At 65.3% G+C, this 21459-nt stretch carries 18 protein-coding genes; 17 read left to right on the top strand and 1 reads right to left on the bottom strand.

Translation table 11 applies throughout. The features are described from left to right. The first annotated feature begins 322 nt into the window (after window positions 1-322). From M2361_RS27470 to M2361_RS27550, 17 genes are all read left to right on the top strand, one after another. Window positions 323-1486, top strand: a complete 1164-nt coding sequence (locus M2361_RS27470; RefSeq protein WP_259252932.1) for an ABC transporter substrate-binding protein — start codon at window positions 323-325, stop codon at window positions 1484-1486. Window positions 1487-1617: 131 nt separating this feature from the next. Beyond that, window positions 1618-2538 carry a branched-chain amino acid ABC transporter permease gene (locus M2361_RS27475; RefSeq protein WP_050447047.1) on the top strand — a complete coding sequence of 307 codons (921 nt, stop codon included), beginning with the start codon at window positions 1618-1620 and terminating at the stop codon, window positions 2536-2538. Continuing rightward, entirely contained in the window at window positions 2538-3503 is a 966-nt protein-coding gene (locus M2361_RS27480) for a branched-chain amino acid ABC transporter permease (protein ID WP_259252933.1), read from the top strand. The genes M2361_RS27475 and M2361_RS27480 overlap by 1 nt, the downstream gene beginning before the upstream one ends. Then, window positions 3500-4288, top strand: coding sequence for an ABC transporter ATP-binding protein (locus tag M2361_RS27485; protein WP_259252934.1), 789 nt, complete (start codon window positions 3500-3502; stop codon window positions 4286-4288). The genes M2361_RS27480 and M2361_RS27485 overlap by 4 nt, the downstream gene beginning before the upstream one ends. Further along, window positions 4288-4992 (top strand): ABC transporter ATP-binding protein, encoded by a 705-nt coding sequence (locus M2361_RS27490; protein ID WP_100857487.1) that lies wholly within the window; start codon window positions 4288-4290, stop codon window positions 4990-4992. The genes M2361_RS27485 and M2361_RS27490 overlap by 1 nt, the downstream gene beginning before the upstream one ends. A 238-nt stretch (window positions 4993-5230) precedes the next feature. Then, window positions 5231-7219, top strand: a complete 1989-nt coding sequence (siaA, locus tag M2361_RS27495) for a biofilm regulation protein phosphatase SiaA (protein WP_259252935.1) — start codon at window positions 5231-5233, stop codon at window positions 7217-7219. 23 nt (window positions 7220-7242) lie between these two features. Beyond that, window positions 7243-7782: a biofilm regulation protein kinase SiaB gene (gene siaB / locus M2361_RS27500; protein ID WP_050447051.1), complete on the top strand. Its 540-nt coding sequence runs from the start codon at window positions 7243-7245 to the stop codon at window positions 7780-7782. 40 nt (window positions 7783-7822) lie between these two features. Continuing rightward, entirely contained in the window at window positions 7823-8200 is a 378-nt protein-coding gene (gene siaC, locus M2361_RS27505; protein ID WP_259252936.1) for a biofilm regulation phosphoprotein SiaC, read from the top strand. Then, window positions 8197-8997: a biofilm regulation diguanylate cyclase SiaD gene (siaD, locus tag M2361_RS27510; RefSeq protein WP_259252937.1), complete on the top strand. Its 801-nt coding sequence runs from the start codon at window positions 8197-8199 to the stop codon at window positions 8995-8997. The genes siaC and siaD overlap by 4 nt, the downstream gene beginning before the upstream one ends. Before the next feature lie 39 nt (window positions 8998-9036). Beyond that, window positions 9037-11610 (top strand): EAL domain-containing protein, encoded by a 2574-nt coding sequence (locus M2361_RS27515; protein ID WP_259252938.1) that lies wholly within the window; start codon window positions 9037-9039, stop codon window positions 11608-11610. A 784-nt stretch (window positions 11611-12394) separates the two neighbouring features. Beyond that, window positions 12395-14746, top strand: a complete 2352-nt coding sequence (locus M2361_RS27520; RefSeq protein WP_100853261.1) for a bifunctional salicylyl-CoA 5-hydroxylase/oxidoreductase — start codon at window positions 12395-12397, stop codon at window positions 14744-14746. Further along, window positions 14743-15534 (top strand): SDR family NAD(P)-dependent oxidoreductase, encoded by a 792-nt coding sequence (locus tag M2361_RS27525; RefSeq protein WP_259252939.1) that lies wholly within the window; start codon window positions 14743-14745, stop codon window positions 15532-15534. Before M2361_RS27520 ends, M2361_RS27525 begins: the two co-directional genes overlap by 4 nt. 42 nt (window positions 15535-15576) lie before the next feature. Continuing rightward, a complete protein-coding gene (locus M2361_RS27530) occupies window positions 15577-16434 on the top strand; it encodes an enoyl-CoA hydratase family protein (protein ID WP_259252940.1) in 858 nt (285 codons plus the stop codon). Between the two features lie 2 nt (window positions 16435-16436). Further along, window positions 16437-17606 carry an acyl-CoA dehydrogenase family protein gene (locus M2361_RS27535; protein ID WP_259253093.1) on the top strand — a complete coding sequence of 390 codons (1170 nt, stop codon included), beginning with the start codon at window positions 16437-16439 and terminating at the stop codon, window positions 17604-17606. A gap of 61 nt (window positions 17607-17667) precedes the next feature. Next, a complete protein-coding gene (locus M2361_RS27540; RefSeq protein WP_259252941.1) occupies window positions 17668-19308 on the top strand; it encodes an AMP-binding protein in 1641 nt (546 codons plus the stop codon). Between the two features lie 34 nt (window positions 19309-19342). After that, window positions 19343-19768, top strand: a complete 426-nt coding sequence (locus tag M2361_RS27545) for a thioesterase family protein (RefSeq protein WP_050447059.1) — start codon at window positions 19343-19345, stop codon at window positions 19766-19768. A 50-nt stretch (window positions 19769-19818) separates the two neighbouring features. After that, complete coding sequence (locus M2361_RS27550; protein WP_006217230.1) at window positions 19819-20226, top strand: RidA family protein; 408 nt, start codon at window positions 19819-19821, stop codon at window positions 20224-20226. A gap of 17 nt (window positions 20227-20243) precedes the next feature. Here the strand turns inward: M2361_RS27550 and M2361_RS27555 are convergent, their stop codons facing one another. Continuing rightward, window positions 20244-21230, bottom strand: coding sequence for an AraC family transcriptional regulator (locus M2361_RS27555; protein WP_259252942.1), 987 nt, complete (start codon window positions 21228-21230; stop codon window positions 20244-20246). Window positions 21231-21459: the final 229 nt, after the last annotated feature.

Raw genomic sequence — 21459 nt, forward strand, 5'->3', positions numbered from 1 at the left:
TTCGGCGAGATGTCGGGTACTGTCGCGCGAGCGTCGTACCCAGCGTTTCGTCGATACGGTCATCGTTGATGGAAGGGCTGGTGTAAACCCAGGGCTGGTAAAAACCCTAGTCTTGTTTTGAAGAATACTTTAAACCTAAACTATGAACCGCGCCAGCTTTCCCTGTGCAGCACAAGGGGGATGGTGGTGTGGCAAGCGCAGGCTTGCAAGCACGTGTTTGACGGCGGCGCATTGGCGCCGGCAGGCCGCGCAAAGAAGTCATTCGAATCGCACCCTCAATAAGAACACCCTCTGCGCGGGCTCGCGCACGGAGCACACCACCATGCGTTTGATCACTTCCCTTATCGCCGCCGCCGCGCTGGTTCCGGCCGTGGCTATGGCTGACGCCGTCAAGGTCGGCATCGCCAACGACATCTCCGGCCCGTTCTCGGCGCTGGGCGCCGAAGCCCGTGATGGCTTCAACCTGGCCATCAAGCAACTGGGCAGCAAGCTGGGCGGTCAGCCCGCCGAATTCGTGCAGACCGACATGGGCGGCAACCCGGACCAGGCCCGCCAATTGGTCACGCGCTACATCCAGCGCGAAAAAATCGACTTCTTCACGGGCCCGATTGGTTCCAACGTGGCACTGGCCGTCGGCCCCGCGCTGTTCGCCGCCAAGATTCCGTACCTGTCGAACAACCCGGGCCCCAGCCAGTTCGCCGGCGCCCAGTGCAACAACTACTGGTTCGGCACGTCCTACCAGAACGACGCCTTCCACGAAGCGGCCGGCAAGGTTGCCGCCGACCGTGGCTTCAAGAAGATGTTCATCATGGCGCCCGACTACCCGGCCGGCAAGGACGCGCTGACGGGCTTTAAGCGCGGCTACAAGATCGCCCCGGGCGACGAGGTCTACACCAAGCTGGGCCAGATCGACTACGCCGCCGAAATCGCGCAGATCCGCGCGGCCAAGCCGGACGCGGTCTACATCTTCCTGCCGGGCGGCATGGGCATCAACTTCGTCAAGCAGTTCGTGTCGGCGGGCCTGTCGCAAAGCGTCAAGCTGATCGGCCCCGGCTTCTCGGCCGACGAAGACGTGATCCAGGCCGTGGGCGAACCCATGCTGGGCATGTACAACACCGCGCAGTGGGCGCATGACCTGGACGTGCCGCAGAACAAGACGTTCGTGGACGCCTTCCGCAAGGAATACAACGGCCGCTACCCGTCGGTGTACGCCGCCCAGGCCTATGACGTCATCATGGCCATGGACGCCGCCGTCAAGCAGGCCGGCGGCAAGGCCTCGGACCGCGCGGCCGTCGTCGCCGCGCTGGAAAAGGCCGACTACCCCTCGGTGCGCGGCAAGTTCACCTACGGCAAGAACCACTATCCGATCCAGGCTTACTACCTGCGCGTCGTCGACAAGGACGGCAGCGGCCGCATCACCAACAAGCTGGTGGGCAAGGTGTTCGACAAGTACCAGGACGTCTACGTCGGCGAGTGCAAGCTCTGAGGTAAGACGCCCAAGCACACGTCAGCCGCGGTTTCCGGCAATGCCGGACGCGGCCGGCGCGTGCCGCCGTCCAATGTAGGTTCGAATCGCACGCGCACCGCCATCAAGGTTCGCGGCAGGGGGAAGTGTTCATGACGTTTACGCTGATCGTCGAGCAATTGCTGAACGGTCTGCAGTTTGGGTTGATGTTGTTTTTGATCGCGGCCGGGCTGACCCTGGTTTTCGGCATCATGGACATCATGAATCTGGCTCACGGCTCGCTCTACATGGCCGGCGCCTATGTCGCCGCCGAAACCATGCAGCGCACAGGTTCATTCACCGCCGCCGTCCTGGTGGCGGCCGTCGCCACCGGCCTGGTCGGCGTGGTGCTGGAACTGACGCTGATCCGCCGCCTGGCGCTGCGCGACCACCTGGCTCAGGTGCTGGGCACCTACGCCGTCATTCTTATCGCCAATGACCTGGTCAAGATGATCTGGGGGCCTGCCCCCGTCATGCTGAACATGCCGGCCATGCTGTCAGGTCCCGTGCGCTTGATGCCCGACCTGCTGTATCCCGCCTACCGCTTGATGATTATTGTGTTCGGCGTTGCCGCCGCCGCGGGCCTGTACTGGTTCGTGACGCGCACCCGTGCCGGCGTGCTGGTGCGGGCCGGGGCGTCCAATCGGCAGATGGCCACGCTGATGGGCGTGCGCGTGCCGCTGCTGTTCCTGGGCGTGTTCGTGCTGGGCGCGATGCTGGCCGCCGTGGCCGGGGCGCTGCTGGGGCCGATCACCGCCGTGCAGTTGGGCATGGGCGAAGACATCCTGATCCTGGTGCTGGTGTGCATCGTCATCGGCGGCATCGGTTCCATTCGTGGCGCCTTCGTGGGCGCCTTGCTGGTGGGCATGGTGGACACGGCGGGGCGGGCCTTCCTGCCCATGCTGCTGCGCCAAATCTTTTCGCCGGCCGTGGCCTCCAGCGTCGGCCCGACGCTGGCCGCCATCGCCATTTACGTATTGATGGCGGCTGTGCTGGTGTTCCGGCCCTCTGGCCTGTTTCCGGCGCGGGGTTGATGATGAAAAGCACAATCTGGACCGTTCTCCTGCTGCTGGCGCTGGCGGCATTCCCGCTGGTGGCCCCGGCGCTGGGCCTGGACTTCTACATATCCTTCGTGCGCCGCGTGCTGATCTACGCGCTGGCCGCGACCAGCCTGAACCTGATCCTGGGCTATGGCGGCATGGTGGCGCTGGGGCACGCGGCCTTCTTCGGCGCGGGCGCCTACGCCGTCGGCATCCTGGCCATGTCGGGCGTCACGTCGGCGCTGATCGTCTGGCCGGTGGCCATGGTGCTGGCGGGCGTGCTGGCGGCAATCACGGGCGCGATCTCGCTGCGCACCCGTGGCGTGTACTTCATCATGATCACGCTGGCGTTCGCGCAGATGCTCTACTACATCTTCATTTCGCTGCGCCAGTACGGCGGGGAAGACGGGCTGAACCTGCCCGGCTATTCCACGCTGCCGGGCATCGACCTGGCCAACGACGTCAGCTTCTATTACCTGGTGCTGGCGCTGTTCGCGGTGTTGATGTGGGTGTTCAGCCGCGTGGTGTCTTCGCGCTTTGGCACCGCCTTGCAGGGCATCCGCGAAAACGAATCGCGCATGGAAGCCATGGGCTATCCGGTCTACCGCATCAAGCTCGTGGCCTTCACGCTGAGCGGTGCGGCGGCGGGCCTGGCGGGCGCGCTGCTGGCCAACCACAACCTGTTCATCTCGCCCAACCTGATGCAATGGACCCAGTCGGCCAACCTGCTGATCATGGTGCTGGTGGGCGGTATCGGCCTGCGCTGGGGCGGGGTGGCCGGCGCGGTGGTGATGCTGACGCTGGAAGAAGTGCTGCGCCTGTGGACCGAATACTGGCACCTGCCCCTGGGCGTGCTGCTGCTGTGCGTGGTGTTTGGTGCGCCGCGCGGTCTGGTCGGCCTGTTCGGCCCGATGTTCGGCGGACGCGCCGCGGCCCAATCCGGCAAGGTGGGATCATGAGCTTGGCATCCAACACCAACAACAACTCGGGCGTGCCGGCCTTGCAGGCCACCGGCCTGGTGCGCCGCTTTGGCGCCCTGGTCGCCACCGACAACGTGTCGCTATCCCTGAACCCGGGCGAAATCCACGCGCTGATCGGCCCCAACGGCGCCGGCAAGTCCACGCTGATCCATCTGCTGTCGGGCACGCTGGCGGCGGACTCCGGAACGCTGACCGTGGGTGGGCGCGACGTCACCAGCATGAACGCGCACCAACGCGTGGCGGCCGGGCTGTCGCGGTCCTACCAGATCACCAACATCTTCAAGCAGTCCAACGTGTTGGACAACCTGGTGCTGGCGGTGCAGGCGCACGCGGGCAGCAGCTTCCGCTTTTGGTCGCCGCGCACGGCCCAGACCGCGCTGTACGAACAGGCGCGCGAGCTGGCGCGGGAATGCGCCATCGACGCCAGCCTGCTGGAACGCCCGGCCGGCACGCTGCCGCACGGCGAACAGCGCAAGGTGGAGTTCGCGCTGGCCTTGGCCGCGCGCCCCAGCGTGCTGTTGCTGGACGAGCCCATGGCCGGCATGGGGCCGGACGAAACCGTGCGCCTGACCGAATTGATCGAATCCCTGCGGGGCCGCGCCGCCATGCTGCTGGTTGAACACGACATGCAGGCGGTGTTCCGCCTGGCCGACCGTCTGTCGGTGCTGGTGTATGGCCGCGTCATCGCCACCGGCACCCCCGACGAAATCCGCGCCAATCCGGAAGTGCGGCAAGCCTATCTGGGCGACGAGGAGACCGCATGATGCTCACCATCGAATCCGCCCAAAGCGGTTACGGCGCCAGCCAGGTGCTGTTTGGCGTGGACCTGCAAATTGGCGCCGGCCAGGTGGTGACCTTGCTGGGCAGGAACGGCATGGGCAAGACCACGTTGCTGCGCACGCTGTTCGGCCAATTGCCGCTGCGTGGCGGCAAGATCCATTTCGCGGGCCAGGACATCAGCGGCTGGAGCTCCGATCGCATCGCGCGCGCCGGCGTGGCCATCGTGCCCGAAGGGCGGCAGTGCTTTCCCAACCTGACGGTGCGCGAACATCTGACCGCGTTCACGGCTTCGCGCAACCCCGGCATCGGTGAACCCTGGACGCCGGACCGCGTGTTCGAGCTGTTTCCACGCTTGCGCGAACGCGCCCGCAACATGGGTAACCAGTTGTCGGGCGGCGAGCAGCAGATGCTGGCCATCGGCCGCGCCCTGGTCACCAACCCGCGCCTGCTGATCCTGGACGAAGCCACGGAAGGCCTGGCGCCCAAGATCCGCGAAGAAATCTGGATGTGCCTGGCGCGCCTGCGCCAAGCGGGCCAGACCATCCTGGTCATCGACAAATATGTTGAAAGATTGCTGAGCCTGGCCGACCAGCACGTCATCCTGGAACGCGGCAAGGTCGTCTGGACGGGCGATTCCAAAGCGCTGGATGCGGACCGCGGCCTATGGGAACGCTATCTGGGCGTGTAGTAATAAAGCTGCACAATGCGCGGGTGAGCGAAAGAAAAATTAGATATAAATCGCAATAAACCGCCATTTTCATTGCTGGGCTGAAACACAAGGTGTCTGGATCGAATCCTGATGTTTGCACCTGTTTCAATTGCCCCGGCTGTTCTCTACACTTGTCCCGCCAGGCCCTTCGCGAGCCTACCGAGTGGGCACGCACGTTACGCAAGTACGTCTTATCAAGCTGTCAGGAAGACTTCGCATGGCGAAATGGGGTTTGCGCAAAAAATCATTGATGGCGCTGTTGTTGGCGTGCGTGGTCGCCCTGGCGCCCGCGGCGGTAATCGGTTGGTTGGTGCTGGATGGGGTCAGGGACCACTTCGGACGCGCCTTCGCCGACAACTTCACGCAATTGAACCGGCAACGCATCCTGGCGCCGGTATCCCGTGAACTGGCATTGTCCTTGCGCCTGGCCGACAGCGAAGTCACTCGCCGCTGGCTGCGTGATGAAAGCGATCCGGCCGCGCGCGAATTGTTCTTTCGAGAAGCGGATGGCTACCGACGCGATTTGCTCGGACGCGCCTACTTCATCGCCAGCGCCGCCACCGGCAACTACTACTTCAACGACGACAAGCCGCTGTCCGAAGCACCGCGCTACACGCTCAGCCCCAGCGCGGCCGACGACGGGTGGTTCTACGCGTCGCTGAAATCGCCGGCCAAATACAACATCAACGTCAACCCCGACCTGAAGCTGAAAACCACCAAAGTGTGGATCAACGTCCAGGTGCGCGACGGCAACAAGGTCGTGGGGCTGACCGGCGCGGGTTTGGACGTGGGCGGCTTCCTGCGGGAATTCGTCAACAGCGGCCAGCCCGGCGTCACTCCCATCATCGTGGACGAAGACGGCGCGATCCAGGCGCACATGGACGCCTCGCTGATCGCCTATAACTCCGGCGCGGGTGGCGGCGCCGCCGATCGCGGTCGCGTGTTCAACCTGTTGGACGCGGGGCCGGGGCAGGACGAACTGCGCTCGGCCATGCACGCGGCGCAAGCCGACCCGCAATCGGTGCAGACGGCGTGGGTCAGCATGGACGGCACGCGCCAACTGGTGTCGGTGGCCTATATGCCCGAGCTGCACTGGCACGTGCTGACGGTGGTGGACCTGGGCGCCGCGCGCGTGCTGGACACCGACTGGCTGTGGCCGGCCGCCATCGGCCTGGTGGTGCTGTTTGCCGCCATGCTGCTGTGCTTTGGTTTTGCCATCGAGCGCTTGATGCTGCGTCCCTTGCGCCGCTTGCAGCAATCGGCCCGCGCCATTGCCGATGGCAGCTACGACGTGCGCCTGCCGCCGGGCGGTCAGGACGAAATCGGTGACCTGAGCCGCGCCTTCGGCGTCATGGCCGACAAGGTCCGCCAGCACACGGCCGAACTGGAAACCAAGGTGCGCGAACGCACCTCGGCGCTGGAAGACGCCAACCGCGCCATGGCCGCCGCGCACAAGAAAATTGGCGACTCCATCGACTACGCCAGCCTGATCCAGCGCGCCATCCTGCCCGACCGCCAACTGACGCAGTCGCTGGGCGCGCACCATTTCGTGCTGTGGAAGCCGCGCGATGTGGTGGGCGGCGACTTCTACGTGTTCCGCTCCGACGGCGCCAACTGCCTGCTGGGCATCATGGACTGCGCGGGCCATGGCGTGCCCGGCGCGCTGATGACCATGCTGGCGCGCGCCGCCATTGACCTGGCGATCACCGAGGTCGGCCCCGCCGACCCCGCCGGCGTCCTGACCCGCACCGACGGCGCCATCCGCGCCATGCTTGCGGATGCGCAATTGCCGCGCGCGCTGGCCACCAATACCGACGCGGGCCTGGTATATATTGACCGCCAATCCGGGCGCCTGCGCTATGCGGGCGCCAAGATCAGCCTGTATGCCAGCGATGGCGAGACCTTGCGTGAAGTGCCCGGCGGCAAGCGCGCGCTGGGCGACAAGCGGGTTGGCCGCTATGAAAACATCGACGTGCAAATGGAGGCCGGCTGGACGTACTACCTGGCCACCGACGGCTTCCTGGACCAGGCGGGCGGCGAGCACGGCTTTGGCTTTGGCAACACCCGTTTCGCGGAAATGCTCAAGAGACACGCGCGCCGGCCGTTAACAGAACAGGCCGCCGCGTTTTCGCAGGCGCTGGCCGAATACCAGGGTGGCCGTCCGCAACGTGACGACATCACCCTGTTGTCTTTCCGTTTCGAATAATCGTTATCAGGGCGGTAACCCCTATGAATGCCTCCGATCTCTACGCGCTGGGTGAACGGTTCAACCAGAACCGGACCCTGCTCTGCTTTAACGGGCCGATCTCCCGCAGCCTGATCGAAGAAATCGGCAACGCGCTCAAGAATTACCTGAATGCGGAACATGCGCGCCCGGCGGAAGCCATGGACGTCTTTTCGGTCTATATCGAAATGATCCAGAACATCCGCCAGTACGCCGCCGCCAATGGCGATGCCGAGGCCAGCGCCACGGTCGTCATCGGCCGCCGCGACGAAAGCCGCTACGTGGTGTCGGCGGGCAACCTGGTCAAGTCCGACGACGGCCACGCGCTGGTCGCCCGCATCCGCGAACTGGCCGCGCTGGACAAGGCGGCGTTGAAGGCCGAATACAAGACACAGTTGCACAAGCCGCGTGCCCAGGGCGTTGCGTCGGGCGCGGGCTTGGGCTTGATCGATATCGCGCGGCGCGCCGGCGCTCCGCTGGAAGCCAGCCTGACGCCCACCGCGCACGAAGGCAAGGCGTTCTTCAGCCTGAGCGTCGTGATTTGAAGGCTCCGCGCGCATCAAAGAATCATTTTCGGAGTATCTGATGAAAGACCTGAACATTCCCGGGACGCAGTCCACGCCCGCCATCACCGCCGACGCCGCCGCCGGCGTGCTGGCGATGCGCGGCGACTCCTATCCCGAGAATTCCTTTGAACTGTTCGGTCCGGTGATCGAATGGGTCGAAGCCTATCTGCTGAACACGGCCGCCCCGCTGAACCTGGAACTGGAACTGCTGTATCTCAACACCAGCAGCATCAAGTCCGTCATGGACATCTTCGACCTGCTCGAAGCCGCCCATTGCAAGGGCCGCGAAGTCAGCGTCACCTGGTTCTACGACAAGCGCAACGAACGCGTCGGCGAACTGGCCGAGGAATTCAAGGAAGACTGCACCTTTCCGTTCTCGGTGGTTGGCCGCGAATGAAGCCGGGCGCCGCCGAACTGGATCGCCGCATCGCCGAATTGCTGGCTGATCCCACCCATGCCGGACACCCGCTGCGCGAAGCGCTGGAGGCGCTGTGGCGGCATACGGCGGACCAGATGGCGCGGATCGAGCGCGTGACCCAGTTGTCGGACGCCTATCAGTCCATGGCGCACGAGCGAGAGCTGGGGCTATGCGACCAGTTCGACCGCCAATTGCGGCGCTTGACGCGCATTGCGCGCATATCCGATCACTACCAGAACATGATGCGCGACCTGAACACGGCGCTTGCGGAAACGTCCAGCCGCGACCCGCTGACCGGCCTGCTCAACCGGCGCGCGTTGATGGACATGATCAAACGGGAAGTCGAGCGCGCCGCGCGCAGCGGAGAGAGCTTTGTAGTGGCCATGCTGGACGTGGACCACTTCAAGGCGGTCAACGACCGTTACGGCCACGAAACGGGCGACCGCGCCCTGGTCGAACTGGCGGGCGTGCTGGGCGAAAGCCTGCGCGAATACGATATGTGCGGCCGTTGGGGCGGCGAGGAATTCCTGGTGATGCTGCCCAACACCCAACCCGAAGCCGCTCAGGGCGTCATGGACCGGCTGGTCGGCGCGGTGCGCGGACTGGTGGTGGCGGCAGGAGAAAACGACGTATTGAGGCTGACGGTAAGCATCGGCATGGCGCATCACCAGTTGGGAGAAACCTTCTCGGAGACGCTGAGCCGCGCGGACCAGGCGCTGTATCTGGCCAAGCAGGACGGACGCGACCGCGTCGCCCTTGGTTTTCCAAAGCGCTGAATGAAACCGGAACCGCTGTATTCCGGTATGGAGCCCCTTATGCTTGACACTCAAGCAAGCGTTTCAAGCGCGGGCCCCCAGGGCGCCGCGTGGCATGCCGACAATTATCTGGCGTCGATGGACCGGGCGCTGTTGCTGTTCGATTTCGACACGAACGGCGCGCTGCTGAACGCCAACGCCAATTTCCTGGCGGCCGTGGGGTACACCCTTGACGAGGCCTTGCTGCTGCGCCACGACATGCTGTGCGACAGCGTGGACGAAGGCAAGGGCATCGCCAGCGGCGAGCAGGTGTGGGCCCGGCTGCGTCGGGGTGAACACTTTTCTGGCACCTGCCGCTACCGCATGAAAGACGGCGGTAGTTTGTGGATCGAAGCCACCTATCTGCCCTTGCCGGGCGACGACGGCCTGACCGCTCGCGTGTCGGTCGTGTCGCGCAAATCCATCGCCGACGCCGAACGCCAGGAAGAAATCCGCCTGTTGCTGCTGGGCATCAACGAAACCGGCAACGCGGTCGCGGTATCCGGCTCGGACGGCCGCATCGTCTATGTGAACGATGGGTTTCAACGCATGCTGGGCTTTGCGCGCGGCGACGCGCTACAGCAGGAGCTGGGTGAACTGCTGGCCGGCGGCCGCCCCGATGGCGGCACCCGCGAAGAGCTGGACCGCCGCATCGCCTGCCGCGAAGGCTTCCACAAGGACGTGCTGGTCTATGACCGCTGCGGCAAGCCGCTGTGGGTGTCGGTCATGGCCAATTCCGTCTTCGATGACCGGGGAACACTGGTCAATATCGTCGACGTGCTGACCGACATCACGCCCACCAAGGTGCACGAGGTATTGCAGCGGCGCGTGTTGCAGGCCATGGTCAACGAGGCGTCGGTGGTTGAAGTGATGAACATGGTGTGCCGCGAGGTCGAGCGCCTGGCGCCCGAAGTGGCGGCCACGGTCTTGCGCGTGGACGATACCGGCCATCTGCGGCCGCTGGCCGCGCCCAGCATGCCGGAGGCCTATTCAAACGCGCTGGACGGCGTGAAGATCGGGCCGCAAGTGGGCGCCTGCGGCACGTCGGCCTTTCTGGGCCGCCCGGTCATCGTGCCGGACATCGCCACCGACCCGCTGTGGGACGATTACCGCCATCTGCCCTTGCCGGATGACATCAAGGCGTGTTGGTCATCGCCCATCAAGTCCAGCGATGGCAGGGTGATCGGCACCTTCGGGTTCTATTTCCGCGAACGCCGCCTGCCTGATGATTTCCATCATCGCCTGGTCGACGTGTGCGTCTACCTGTGCGCGCTGGCGCTGGAACGCGAAGAAGCGCGCGCCCGCATTCGGCAACTGGCGTTCTACGACGAGCTGACCGGCCTGCCCAACCGCAACCTGCTGCTGGCGCAAGCCGAGCAGGCCATCGCGCGGGCCGAGCCGGAACGCAAGCGGGTGGCGGTGCTGTTCCTGGATCTGGACCGTTTCAAGCAGGTCAACGACACGCTGGGCCATCCGGTGGGCGATGCGCTGCTGCGCGATGTGGCACAACGTCTGCGCCGCCTGGCGCGCGCGTCGGACATCGTGGGCCGCCTGTCGGGCGACGAGTTCGTGATGCTGATGCCGGACTTTGAACACGGCCGCCTGACCGCGGCCGCCGAACATGTGCTGGTGGCGCTGGCGCAGCCGTTCACGGTGGGCGGTATTACGCTGAATCCGTCGGTCAGCATCGGCATCAGCGTGTTCCCGGAAAACGGGCGCGACATGGATACTTTGCTGCGCCACGCCGATATGGCCATGTACCAGGCCAAGACGGCGGGCCGCAACCGCATCTCGTTCTTCAGCGCCGAAATGAACCGCCAGGCGCAAGAACGCCTGGCCCTGGAAGCCGCGCTGCGCGATGCGCTGGAAGCCAAGGCGCTGCGCTTGCACTATCAGCCGCAGGTGGGGTTGAAGAACGGCAGCCTGTATGGGGTCGAGGCGCTGGCTCGCTGGCGTCATCCCACGTTGGGCGATATTTCGCCCGTGCGCTTCGTGCCGCTGGCCGAGGAATGCGGGCTGATCGGCGACCTGGGCGACTGGGCGCTGCGCGAAGCGTGTTCGCAACTGGCTATCTGGCGCAACAACGGCCTGCGGGTGCCGTCGGTGTCGGTGAACCTGTCGGCGACCAATTTCCACAACCTGAACCTGCCGCGGATGATTGCGGCGACCCTGGCCGAGTTCGGCTTGGCGCCGGCGGATTTGATGCTGGAGATTACCGAAGGCGTGGTGCTGGACGCCACGGCCGGCACGCTGCGCACCATTGCCGAGCTGCATCGGCTGGGGGTGCGGCTGTCGATGGACGACTTCGGCACGGGGTATTCCAGCCTGGGGCACTTGCGGCGCTTGATTGTGGATGAGTTGAAGCTGGACCGCAGTTTCGTGCAGGGCCTGGAAAGCGACGATGCGGCGCGGGCCCTGACCAGCGCCGTCATAAGGATCGGAGAAAGCCTGAGCCTGCCGGTAGTGGCCGAAGGGGTTGAGAACGAAGAGCAGCGCAGGTTCTTGATCGAGCAGGGCTGCGCGGCGGGACAGGGGTTTTTGTTTTCGCCGCCGTTGCCGGCGGAGGAACTGGAGGAGTGGCTGCGGGGGAGGTAGGTGGGATGCGCTGCACCCATCGTACGTGGCCCTGGTTCATACGTTGTCTCGGGGCGGGGCGCCGCTGATGGGTTCGCGCGCTGGGGGGCTGTTGTTCTTCTCTTCATCTGTGCGCGCCGCACCCATCCTACGCGGCCGCGTCACACGGTGTTTCGGGTTGGTGCACCGCTGATGGGTTCGCGCGCTGTGGGCTGTTGTTCTTCTCTTCATGTGCGCGCGCCACACCCATCCTACTTGGCCGCGTCACACATTGTCTTGGGGCGGGGCACCGCTGATGGGTTCGCGCGCTGTGGGCTGTTGTTCTTCTCTTCATGCGCGCGCGCCGCACCCATCCTACGTGGCCGCGTCACACGGTGTTTCGGGTTGGGGCACCGCTGATGGGTTCGCGCGCTGGGGGCTGTTGTTCTTCTCTTCATGTGTGCGCGCCGCACCCATCCTACGTGGCCGCGTCACACGGTGTTTCGGGTTGGGGCACCGCTGATGGGTTCGCGCGCTGGGGGGCTGTTGTTCTTCTCTTCATGCGCGTGCGCCACACCCATCCTACGTAGGATGGGTGAAGTGCGCGAAGGCGGCCCCGGGGACTCCGGCGCCCAGCGCACGTAACCCATCTCTTCGCCCGCCACCAAAGCGTCCCCCATTTCAATCCCGCCTAATAGCTTTCCCCCATTTGCGAACCCCTTGCTTCGGGTATATATTTCAAGCCTAAACTATCCAGACCTAAATATCCGCGGCGCCCCGCTCCCGATAAGCGAGCGACTGTCGCGTACCTCGGAGCGTTACGGCAATGAAAATAGTCTGCATCGGCGGCGGTCCCGCCGGCCTGTATTTCGGTCTGCTCATGAAACTGCAGAACCCCGCCAACGACGTCACTGTCATCGAACGCAATCGTCCGTATGACACTTTTGGATGGGGTGTGGTGTTCTCCGACGCCACCATGCAGAACCTGCGCGAGGCAGACCCCGTTTCCGCTCAGACCATTGGCGACGCGTTCAACCATTGGGATGACATCGACATCCATTTCAAGGGCCGCAGCATCCGCAGTAGCGGCCACGGCTTTATCGGCATTGGCCGCAAGAAGCTGTTGAATATCCTGCAGGCGCGTTGCGAAGACGTGGGCGTGAAGCTGGTGTTTGAGAACTTCGTCCAGGACGACCAGGCCATCGCTCGGGAATACGACGCCGATCTCGTCATTGCCTCCGACGGCATCAACAGCCAGGTTCGTACCCGCTACGCCGACACCTTCCACCCCGACATCGACCAGCGCCGCTGCCGCTTCGTCTGGCTGGGCACCAAGAAGGTGTTCGACGCCTTCACCTTCGCCTTCGTCCAGACCGAACACGGCTGGTTCCAGGCGCATGCCTACCGCTACGAAGACGGCATGTCCACCTTCATCGTGGAAACGCCCGAGGAAACCTGGCAGGCTGCCGGCATCGAGCAGATGAGCCAGGAAGAAGGCATTGCCTACTGCGAAAAACTGTTCGCGCCCTGGCTGGACGGCAATGCGCTGATCAGCAACGCCACGCACCTGCGCGGGTCCGCCATCTGGATTCGTTTCCCGCGCGTCATCTGCAACACCTGGGTGCACTGGAACACGCTGGACACGGCGCGCGGCCAGCGCCGCGTGCCCGTCGTGCTGATGGGCGATGCCGCGCACACCGCGCACTTCTCCATCGGCTCCGGTACCAAATTGGCGCTTGAGGATTCCATCGAACTTGCGCGCTGCCTGAGCGGCGCCGAAGGCAGCGTTGAAGCGGGCCTGAAGCACTACGAAGAAGTGCGTAGCGTCGAGGTCCTGAAGATCCAGAACGCCGCCCGCAACTCCACCGAGTGGTTCGAAAACGTCGAGCGTTACGCCGAACTGGAACCCGAACAATTCGCCTACTCGCTGCTGACCCGCTCGCAGCGCATCTCGCACGAAAACCTGCGCTTGCGCGACCCGGCCTGGCTGGAAGGCTTTGAGCGCTGGATCGCCGAACGCGCCGGCGCGCCCACCGCGTCCGGCCAGCGTCCCGCCATCCCGATGCTGACGCCGTACCAGGTACGCGGCGTGCGGTTGAAGAACCGCATTCTGGTGTCCCCCATGGCCATGTATTCCTGCACCGACGGCGTGCCGGGCGATTTCCACCTGGTGCACCTGGGCGCGCGCGCCATGGGCGGCGCCGGCCTGGTCATGGTCGAAATGACCTGCGTGTCGCCGGATGGCCGCATCACCCCGGGCTGCCCGGGCTTGTGGAACGACGAACAGGCGCAGGCGTTTACCCGCATCGTGGATTTTGTGCACGGCAATAGCGACGCCCGCATCGGCGTGCAGTTGGGCCATGCCGGCCGCAAGGGCTCCACGCAACTGGGCTGGCAGAAAATCGATCACCCCCTGGCCGAAGGCAATTGGCCGCTGCTGTCGGCGTCTGCCTTGCCGTACATCGAAGGCGTGTCGCAAACGCCGCGCGCCATGACGCGCGCCGACATGGACGACGCCCGCGACAACTTCGTTGCCGCCGCCCGCCGCGCCGAGCAGGCCGGTTTTGACTGGCTGGAACTGCACTGCGCCCACGGCTACCTGCTGTCCAGCTTCATCTCGCCCCTGACCAACCACCGCGACGACGAATACGGCGGCAGCCTGGAAAACCGCCTGCGCTTCCCGCTGGAAGTGTTCAAGGCCGTGCGCGCCGTCTGGCCCGAAGACAAGCCCATGTCGGTGCGGATTTCCGCCAGCGACTGGGTGGAAGGCGGCATTACCGCCGATGACGCGGTGGACATCGCGCGCTACTTCAAGGCCGCCGGCGCCGACATGATCGACTGCTCGTCCGGCCAGGTCAGCAAGGAAGAAAAGCCCGTCTACGGCCGCATGTTCCAGACGCCGTTCGCCGACCGCGTGCGCAACGAAGCGGGCATCCCCACCATTGCGGTGGGCGCCATCTTCGAAGCCGACCACGCCAACGGCATCATCGCCTCGGGCCGTGCCGACCTGTGCGCCCTGGCGCGTCCCCACTTGGCCGACGCTTCCTGGACGCTGCGCGAAGCCGCGCGCGTGGGCTATCGTGACATCGCCTGGCCCAGCCAGTATTTCGCGGGCAAGCGCCAACTGGAAACCAACTTCGAACGCGCCGCCGCCATGGCGCAACTGGACATCAAATGACGAGTCTTGCGCAACCCTTGGCCGGTCGCCACGCGCTGGTGACGGGCGGCGCGCGCGGCATCGGCCTGGCCAGCGCGCGGGCGCTGCTGGCGCGCGGCGCGCGCGTCACGCTGCTGGGCCGCGACGGCGCGACGCTGGATGCCGCCGCGGACAGCCTGGCCAGCCTGGGGCAGGTGCAGGCGGTTAGCGCCGACATCGCGGACGAAGCCTCGGTGCGTGCCGCCTTTGCCCAGGCCGAAACCGAATTCGGCCCGGTGCTGGTGCTGGTGAACAACGCCGGCCAGGCCGTCAGCCAACGCTTTGACCGCACCGACGCCGCGCTCTGGCACCAGATGATTGCCGTCAACCTGACCGGCACGTTTCACTGCATCCAGGCCGCGCTGCCGGGCATGCTGCAAGCCAAGTGGGGCCGCGTCATCAACGTGGCCAGCACCGCCGGCCTGATCGGCTACGGCTATGTCAGCGCTTACTGCGCCGCCAAGCATGGCGTAATCGGGCTGACCCGTTCGCTGGCGCTGGAAACGGCGCAAAAGGGTGTGACCGTGAACGCCGTCTGCCCCGGCTATACCGAGACCGACATCGTGCGCGGCGCGGTCGCCAACATCGTGGAAAAGACCGGCATGACGCCGGACGCCGCCCGCGCCAAGCTGGCCGAGCGCAACCCCCAAGGCCGCCTGGTGCAACCCGAGGAAGTGGCCGAGACCGTGGCCTGGCTGGCGCTGCCGGCCTCCGCCTCGGTCAATGGGCAGGCGATCGCCGTGGACGGCGGCGAAGTGATGACCGGCTAAGCCCGGCGCCCCATCAACCCCTGGATAAAGAACGGAGACACCATGAGCACCCAGTCCGAAGAGCACACCATGAAGCACCACAAGCGCCCGCTGGCCGGCTATCAGGCCAAGACGTTCCTGTGGGAGGTGTCGGCCGACGGCAAGATCGGCACGGTCACGCTGAACCGGCCCGAACGCAAGAACCCGTTGACGTTCGATTCCTACGCCGAACTGCGCGACCTGTTCCGCTCGCTGGTGTACGCCACCGACGTCAAGGTGGTGGTGGTGACGGGCGCGGGCGGCAACTTCTGCTCGGGCGGCGATGTGCATGAAATCATCGGGCCGCTGACCAAGATGAGCATGCCCGAACTGCTGGACTTCACCCGCATGACGGGCGATCTGGTCAAGGCCATGCGCGCCTGCCCGCAGCCCATCGTGGCGGCGGTGGACGGCGTGTGCGCGGGCGCGGGTGCCATGGTGGCGCTGGCCGCCGACATGCGCCTGGGCACGCCCGCCGCGCGTACCGCCTTCCTGTTCACCCGCGTAGGTTTGGCCGGCGCCGACATGGGCGCCTGCACCTTGCTGCCGCGCATGATCGGCCAGGGCCGCGCCTCTGAATTGCTGTACACCGGCCGCGCCATGACGGCTGACGAAGGCGCCAGCTGGGGCTTCTTCAACGCGCTGCACGATTCGGCCACCTTGGCCGAGGCCGCGCAGAAGCTGGCCGCGCAACTGGCCGCCGGCCCCACCTTCGCGCACGGCGTCACCAAGAAGCTGCTGCACCAGGAATGGAACATGGGTGTGGACGAGGCCATCGAGGCCGAAGCCGAGGCCCAGGCCATTTGCATGCAGACGCGCGACTTCCACCGCGCCTACGAGGCCTTCGTGGCCAAGCAAAAGCCCGTCTTCGAGGGGAACTGATGATGCGTGATGCAAGCTGGCTGGACTGGCCCTTTTTTGACGACGCGCACCGCAAGCTGGCGCACGACGTCGACGCCTGGTGCGAAGCGTCCTTGGGCGACGTGGACCATCACGACGCCGACGCGGCCTGCAAGAAACTGGTCAAGGCCATGGGCCAGGCCGGCTGGCTGCGCTATGCGGTCGCGGGCGGCCCGGGCGGCGCCTGGGGCGGCGCGTTGCCGGAAGTCGATTCCCGCGCCGTCTGCATCCTGCGCGAAACCTTCGCCCGTCACGAAGGGCTGGCGGACTTCGCTTTCGCCATGCAGGGCCTGGGCAGCGGCGCCATCTCCTTGATGGGGTCGGACGAACTGCGCCAGCACTACCTGCCGCGCGTGGCACGCGGTGAAGCCATCGCCGCCTTCGCGCTGTCCGAGCCCGACGCGGGCTCGGACGTGGCGGCGCTGGCCTGCGAGGCCAAGCTGGACGGTGACCACTACGTGCTGAACGGCGCCAAGACCTGGATTTCCAACGGCGGCATCGCGGACTTCTACGTGGTCTTCGCCCGCACAGGCGAAGCGCCGGGCGCGCGCGGCATCAGCGCCTTCGTGGTGGATGCCGACACCCCGGGCTTCGAGGTCAGCGAACGCATTGAACTCATCGCTCCGCATCCGCTGGCCACGATCACGTTCGACAACTGCCGCATCCCGGCCTCGCACCGCCTGGGCGATGCGGGCCAGGGCTTCAAGCTGGCCATGATGACGCTGGATATTTTCCGTGCCTCGGTAGCCGCCGCCGCGCTGGGGTTTGCCCGCCGCGCGCTGGACGAAGGCCTGGCGCGCGCCAAGTCGCGCCGCATGTTCGGCCAGACGCTGGCCGACCTGCAACTGACGCAAGCCGCGCTGGGCGACATGGCCACCGCCATCGACGCCTCGGCGCTGCTGACGTATCGCGCCGCGTGGATGCGCGACGTGCAAAAGCTGCGCACCACGCGCGAAGCCGCGATGGCCAAGATGATGGCCACGGAATCGGCGCAGACCGTGATCGACCGCGCCTTGCAGATGTTTGGCGGCGCGGGCGTGGTGTCGGGGATGCCGGTGGAGAAGCTTTACAGGGAAATCAGAGCGCTGCGTATCTACGAAGGCGCCACCGAAGTGCAGAAGTTGATCATCGCCCGTGAACTGCTGAAGGCGTAAAGGGCCATCGAGCGCTCGCCATCAGCACAGCAAACCACACCGCACAAGCAAGGGGAATTTCATGGAAGTATCCGCCCACACCGACACCTTCGCCCGGGACAACCTACCCCCGGGCGAACAATGGCCTGAATTCCTGCTTGATGGCCCCGACGTGGCCTACCCCAAGCGTTTCAACTGCGCCGTGGAACTCGTGGACGCCATGGCCGATCGCGGCTTTGCCGACCGCGTGGCGCTGCGCTGGCGCGACGGCGACAAGCAGGCCACGATGACCTATCGCGAACTGGCTGCGCTTACCAACCGCATCGCGCGCGTGCTGACCGAAGACATGGGTCTGGTTCCCGGCAACCGCCTGTTGCTGCGCGGGCCGAACAACCCGATGATGGCGGCCTCTTGGCTGGCGGCGATCAAGGCGGGTTTGGTGACGGTGCCCACGATGCCGCTGCTGCGCGCCAAGGAACTCAAGCAGATCATCGAGAAGGCCCAGATCCAGGCCGTGCTGTGTGATGCGCGCCTGAAAGAAGAAGCCGGGTTCTGCGTCCAGGCGGGCCACGAGCATCACTGCCCGCAGTTGACCCAGGTGATGGTTTTCAACGATGCCGCGCCCGATGCGCTGGATGCGTTGGCCGCGGCCAAGCCCGACGATTTCACGGCCTGCGACACCGCCGCCGACGACGTCTGCCTGATCGCCTTCACCAGCGGCACCACGGGTTCGCCCAAGGGCTGCATGCATTTTCATCGCGACGTGCTGGCGATGTGCGACCTGTTCCCCAAGCATGTGATCAAGCCGGGTCCCGACGACATCTTCTGCGGCACGCCGCCGCTGGCGTTCACGTTCGGCCTGGGCGGCCTGCTGTGCTTTCCCTTGCGCGTGGGCGCCAGCACCGTGCTGGCCGAAAAGCTGTCGCCGGAAAGCCTGCTGGAACTGATTCAGGACTTCCGCGCCACCATCGTCTTCACCGCGCCGACGTTCTATCGCCAGATGGCCGCGCTGGTCGGCAAGTTTGATCTGTCTTCGCTGAAGAAAAGCGTGTCGGCCGGCGAAGCGCTGCCGGATGCCACGCGCCAGTTGTGGAAACAGGCCAGCGGCATTGAGATGATCGACGGCATCGGCGGCACCGAAATGATCCACGTGTTCGTGTCCAGCCCGCCCGAAGCCGTCAAGCGCGGCGCCATCGGCAAGGTCGTGCCAGGCTATGTGGCGCAGGTGGTGGACGACGACATGCAGCCCGTGCCTAACGGCACGGTGGGCCGGTTGGCCATCAAGGGCCCCACGGGCTGCCGCTACCTGGCCGACGACCGTCAGCGCCGCTTCGTGCAGCAGGGCTGGAACCTGCCGGGCGACACCTTCATGCAGGACGACGACGGCTATCTGTATTACCAGGCGCGCAATGACGACATGATCGTCTCGGCGGGCTACAACATCGCCGGCCCCGAAGTGGAAGACGCGCTGTTGCGCCACGAAGCCGTGGCCGAATGCGGCGTGGTGGGGGCGCAGGACGACGAGCGCGGCCAGTTGGTCAAGGCCTTCGTGGTGCTCAAGCCGGGCTTTGCGCCCAGCGATGCGCTGGTGGCCGACATGCAGGCGTTCGTGAAGGCCAGCATCGCGCCGTACAAATATCCGCGCGCCATCGAATTCGTGGCGACGCTGCCCCGTACCGAAACTGGCAAGCTGCAACGCTTTGCGTTGCGCCAGATGGCTTGAACCGGTCGTTCAAATAAGTAATCAGGAAATCATCATGTCCGCAGCATTCACCAGCCAGGTAGAAGTCCGCTTCCGTCATTGCGACCCGGCGGGCATTGTCTTCTATCCGCGCTATTTCGAGATGATCAATGACTTTGTCGAGGAATGGTTCGACAAGGGCATGGGCCTGCCGTTTCATGCGCTGCATGTTGATCGGCATATCGGTACGCCGATGGCCTCGGTCACCTGCGATTTCAGCGCGCCCAGCCGCTGGCATGAACGCTTGCGCCAAACGCTGGAAGTCCAGCGCATTGGCGGCGCGTCCTTCAAGGCGCTGGTGCGCTTTGAAGGCCCGGACGGACAGTTGCGCTTGTCGGCCACGCTGACGATCGTGACGGTGGATTTGCGGACGATGAAGTCCATGCCCATGCCTGCCGACCTGCGGGAACGCATGCAGGCTTATCTGGTTCCCGCGGCGTAAGGCCGCGAGACCACCCTGTCGTTTGTTTTTTATAAATAGGATGAGACGTTATGAAGATTCTGCAACCGCCGGATTGGATGGCGCCCCGGGGCTATTCGAATGGTGTGCTCACCGAAATGACGGTGGGCAGCAAGCTCGTGTTCGTGGGCGGGCAGGTGGGGTGGAATGGGCAGCAGCAATTCGAATCGGATGACCTGGCGGACCAGGTCCGCCAGACGCTGTCGAACATTGTCGCCATCCTGGCCGAAGGCGGCGCCAAGCCCGAACATATTGTGCGGATGACCTGGTACGTCACCGACAAGGAAGCCTATGTGGCCGCGTATCCGGCCATCGGCAAGCACTACCGCGAATTCATCGGCCGGCACTTCCCGGCGATGACGGCGGTGGAAGTGGCCGACCTGGTCGAGGACCGCGCCAAGGTGGAAATCGAAGTGACGGCGGTGGTGCCGGCGGCCTGATCGCGGCGGGGTGCTGTTTACCCCTGCCCACGCCGCGTCTCGCGCGGCAGTTCTCCAAACCGTTCCCGGTAGTACTCCGAGAACCTTCCCAGATGTCCAAACCCCACGCCCAGCGCGACGTCGGTCACGCTGGCGTGGGCGTTCGCCCGCAACTTCTGCCTGGCCGTGTCCAGGCGCAGCGACCGCAGCGCCATCATGGGCGTGGTATCGCGGTGTTCCTGGAACAGGCGGGTCAGCGCGGTGACGCTGGCGCCGGCGTGGCGGGCGATGTCCGTCAGCGTCAGCGGGGCCGACAGGTGCGCGCGCATATAGGATTCCGCCAGCGTCAGGCGGCGCGGCAGATCTTGGGCTTGCCCCGCCTGCGCTTGCCAGCTATTGGGCTGGTTGTACAGCAGGTGCAGCACCAGCGTGTCTTCCAGGTGTTCCAACCACGCGGCGGGCGGGCGCCGCGCGCCGTCGTCCAGCGTGGGCAGCAGGTGGATCATGCTGGCGACCATGCTGCGCCAGGCCGCGCCCACCGGGTTGTCCAGCCGCAGGGCGGGGCTGAAGTCCAGTGCCAGCGTGGCGGCGTCGCCAAAGGCGCGGCGGCCCATGGCTTCGAGCTTGCCGCGCGGAATCTTCAACAACAGTTGTTCGCAGCCGGCCTCCCAGTGCAGCCGTACCGGGCGGTTGGGCGCGATGACGGCGGCGCAGTCGGGGTGGGCGTCCACGTGCTCGCTGCCGCATTCGATGCGCGCGCGGCCGCGCAGCGGCACTTGCACCAGCATGAAGTCCTGCAGGCGGTCGGGTTCGATGTGGACTTCGGCGCCGTAGCGCAAGGTACAGACCGTTAGCGAGCCGAACCGGCCCCGGTTCAGTTCGGCGTCCACGCGGCCCGCCTTCCAGGTCAGCCGGTGTTCCTTCAGCGCTTCCGACACGCGGGTGCGTGTTTCGTCCTGTTGGGTGGAGCTGAACACGCGCCGATTGAAAAGCGGCGCCAGTTCGAGTCGGGACCAGCCGTGCATGGGTGCCTCCGGGACGGGAACGCTCCCGTATCAGCAGCCCAGAATAAATTAACTGTCCAGGCTTTGGAATTAAGTGAATCCCGGATAAGACTGCGCGTATTCGGATAGAGCGGCGCGGCCGCGAGGCATACGCTAGCCAGCAGGCTCTCCCTCAGCAGCTCTTGGAGGGCGTCGTCACGGCGCGTAAGCTTGGCGACTTTGATCGGCGGCATGCGTGTACCGACGGCAG

Origin of the sequence: Achromobacter sp. JUb104, assembly GCF_024806975.1 — a bacterium.
Classification (GTDB): domain Bacteria; phylum Pseudomonadota; class Gammaproteobacteria; order Burkholderiales; family Burkholderiaceae_B; genus Achromobacter; species Achromobacter spanius.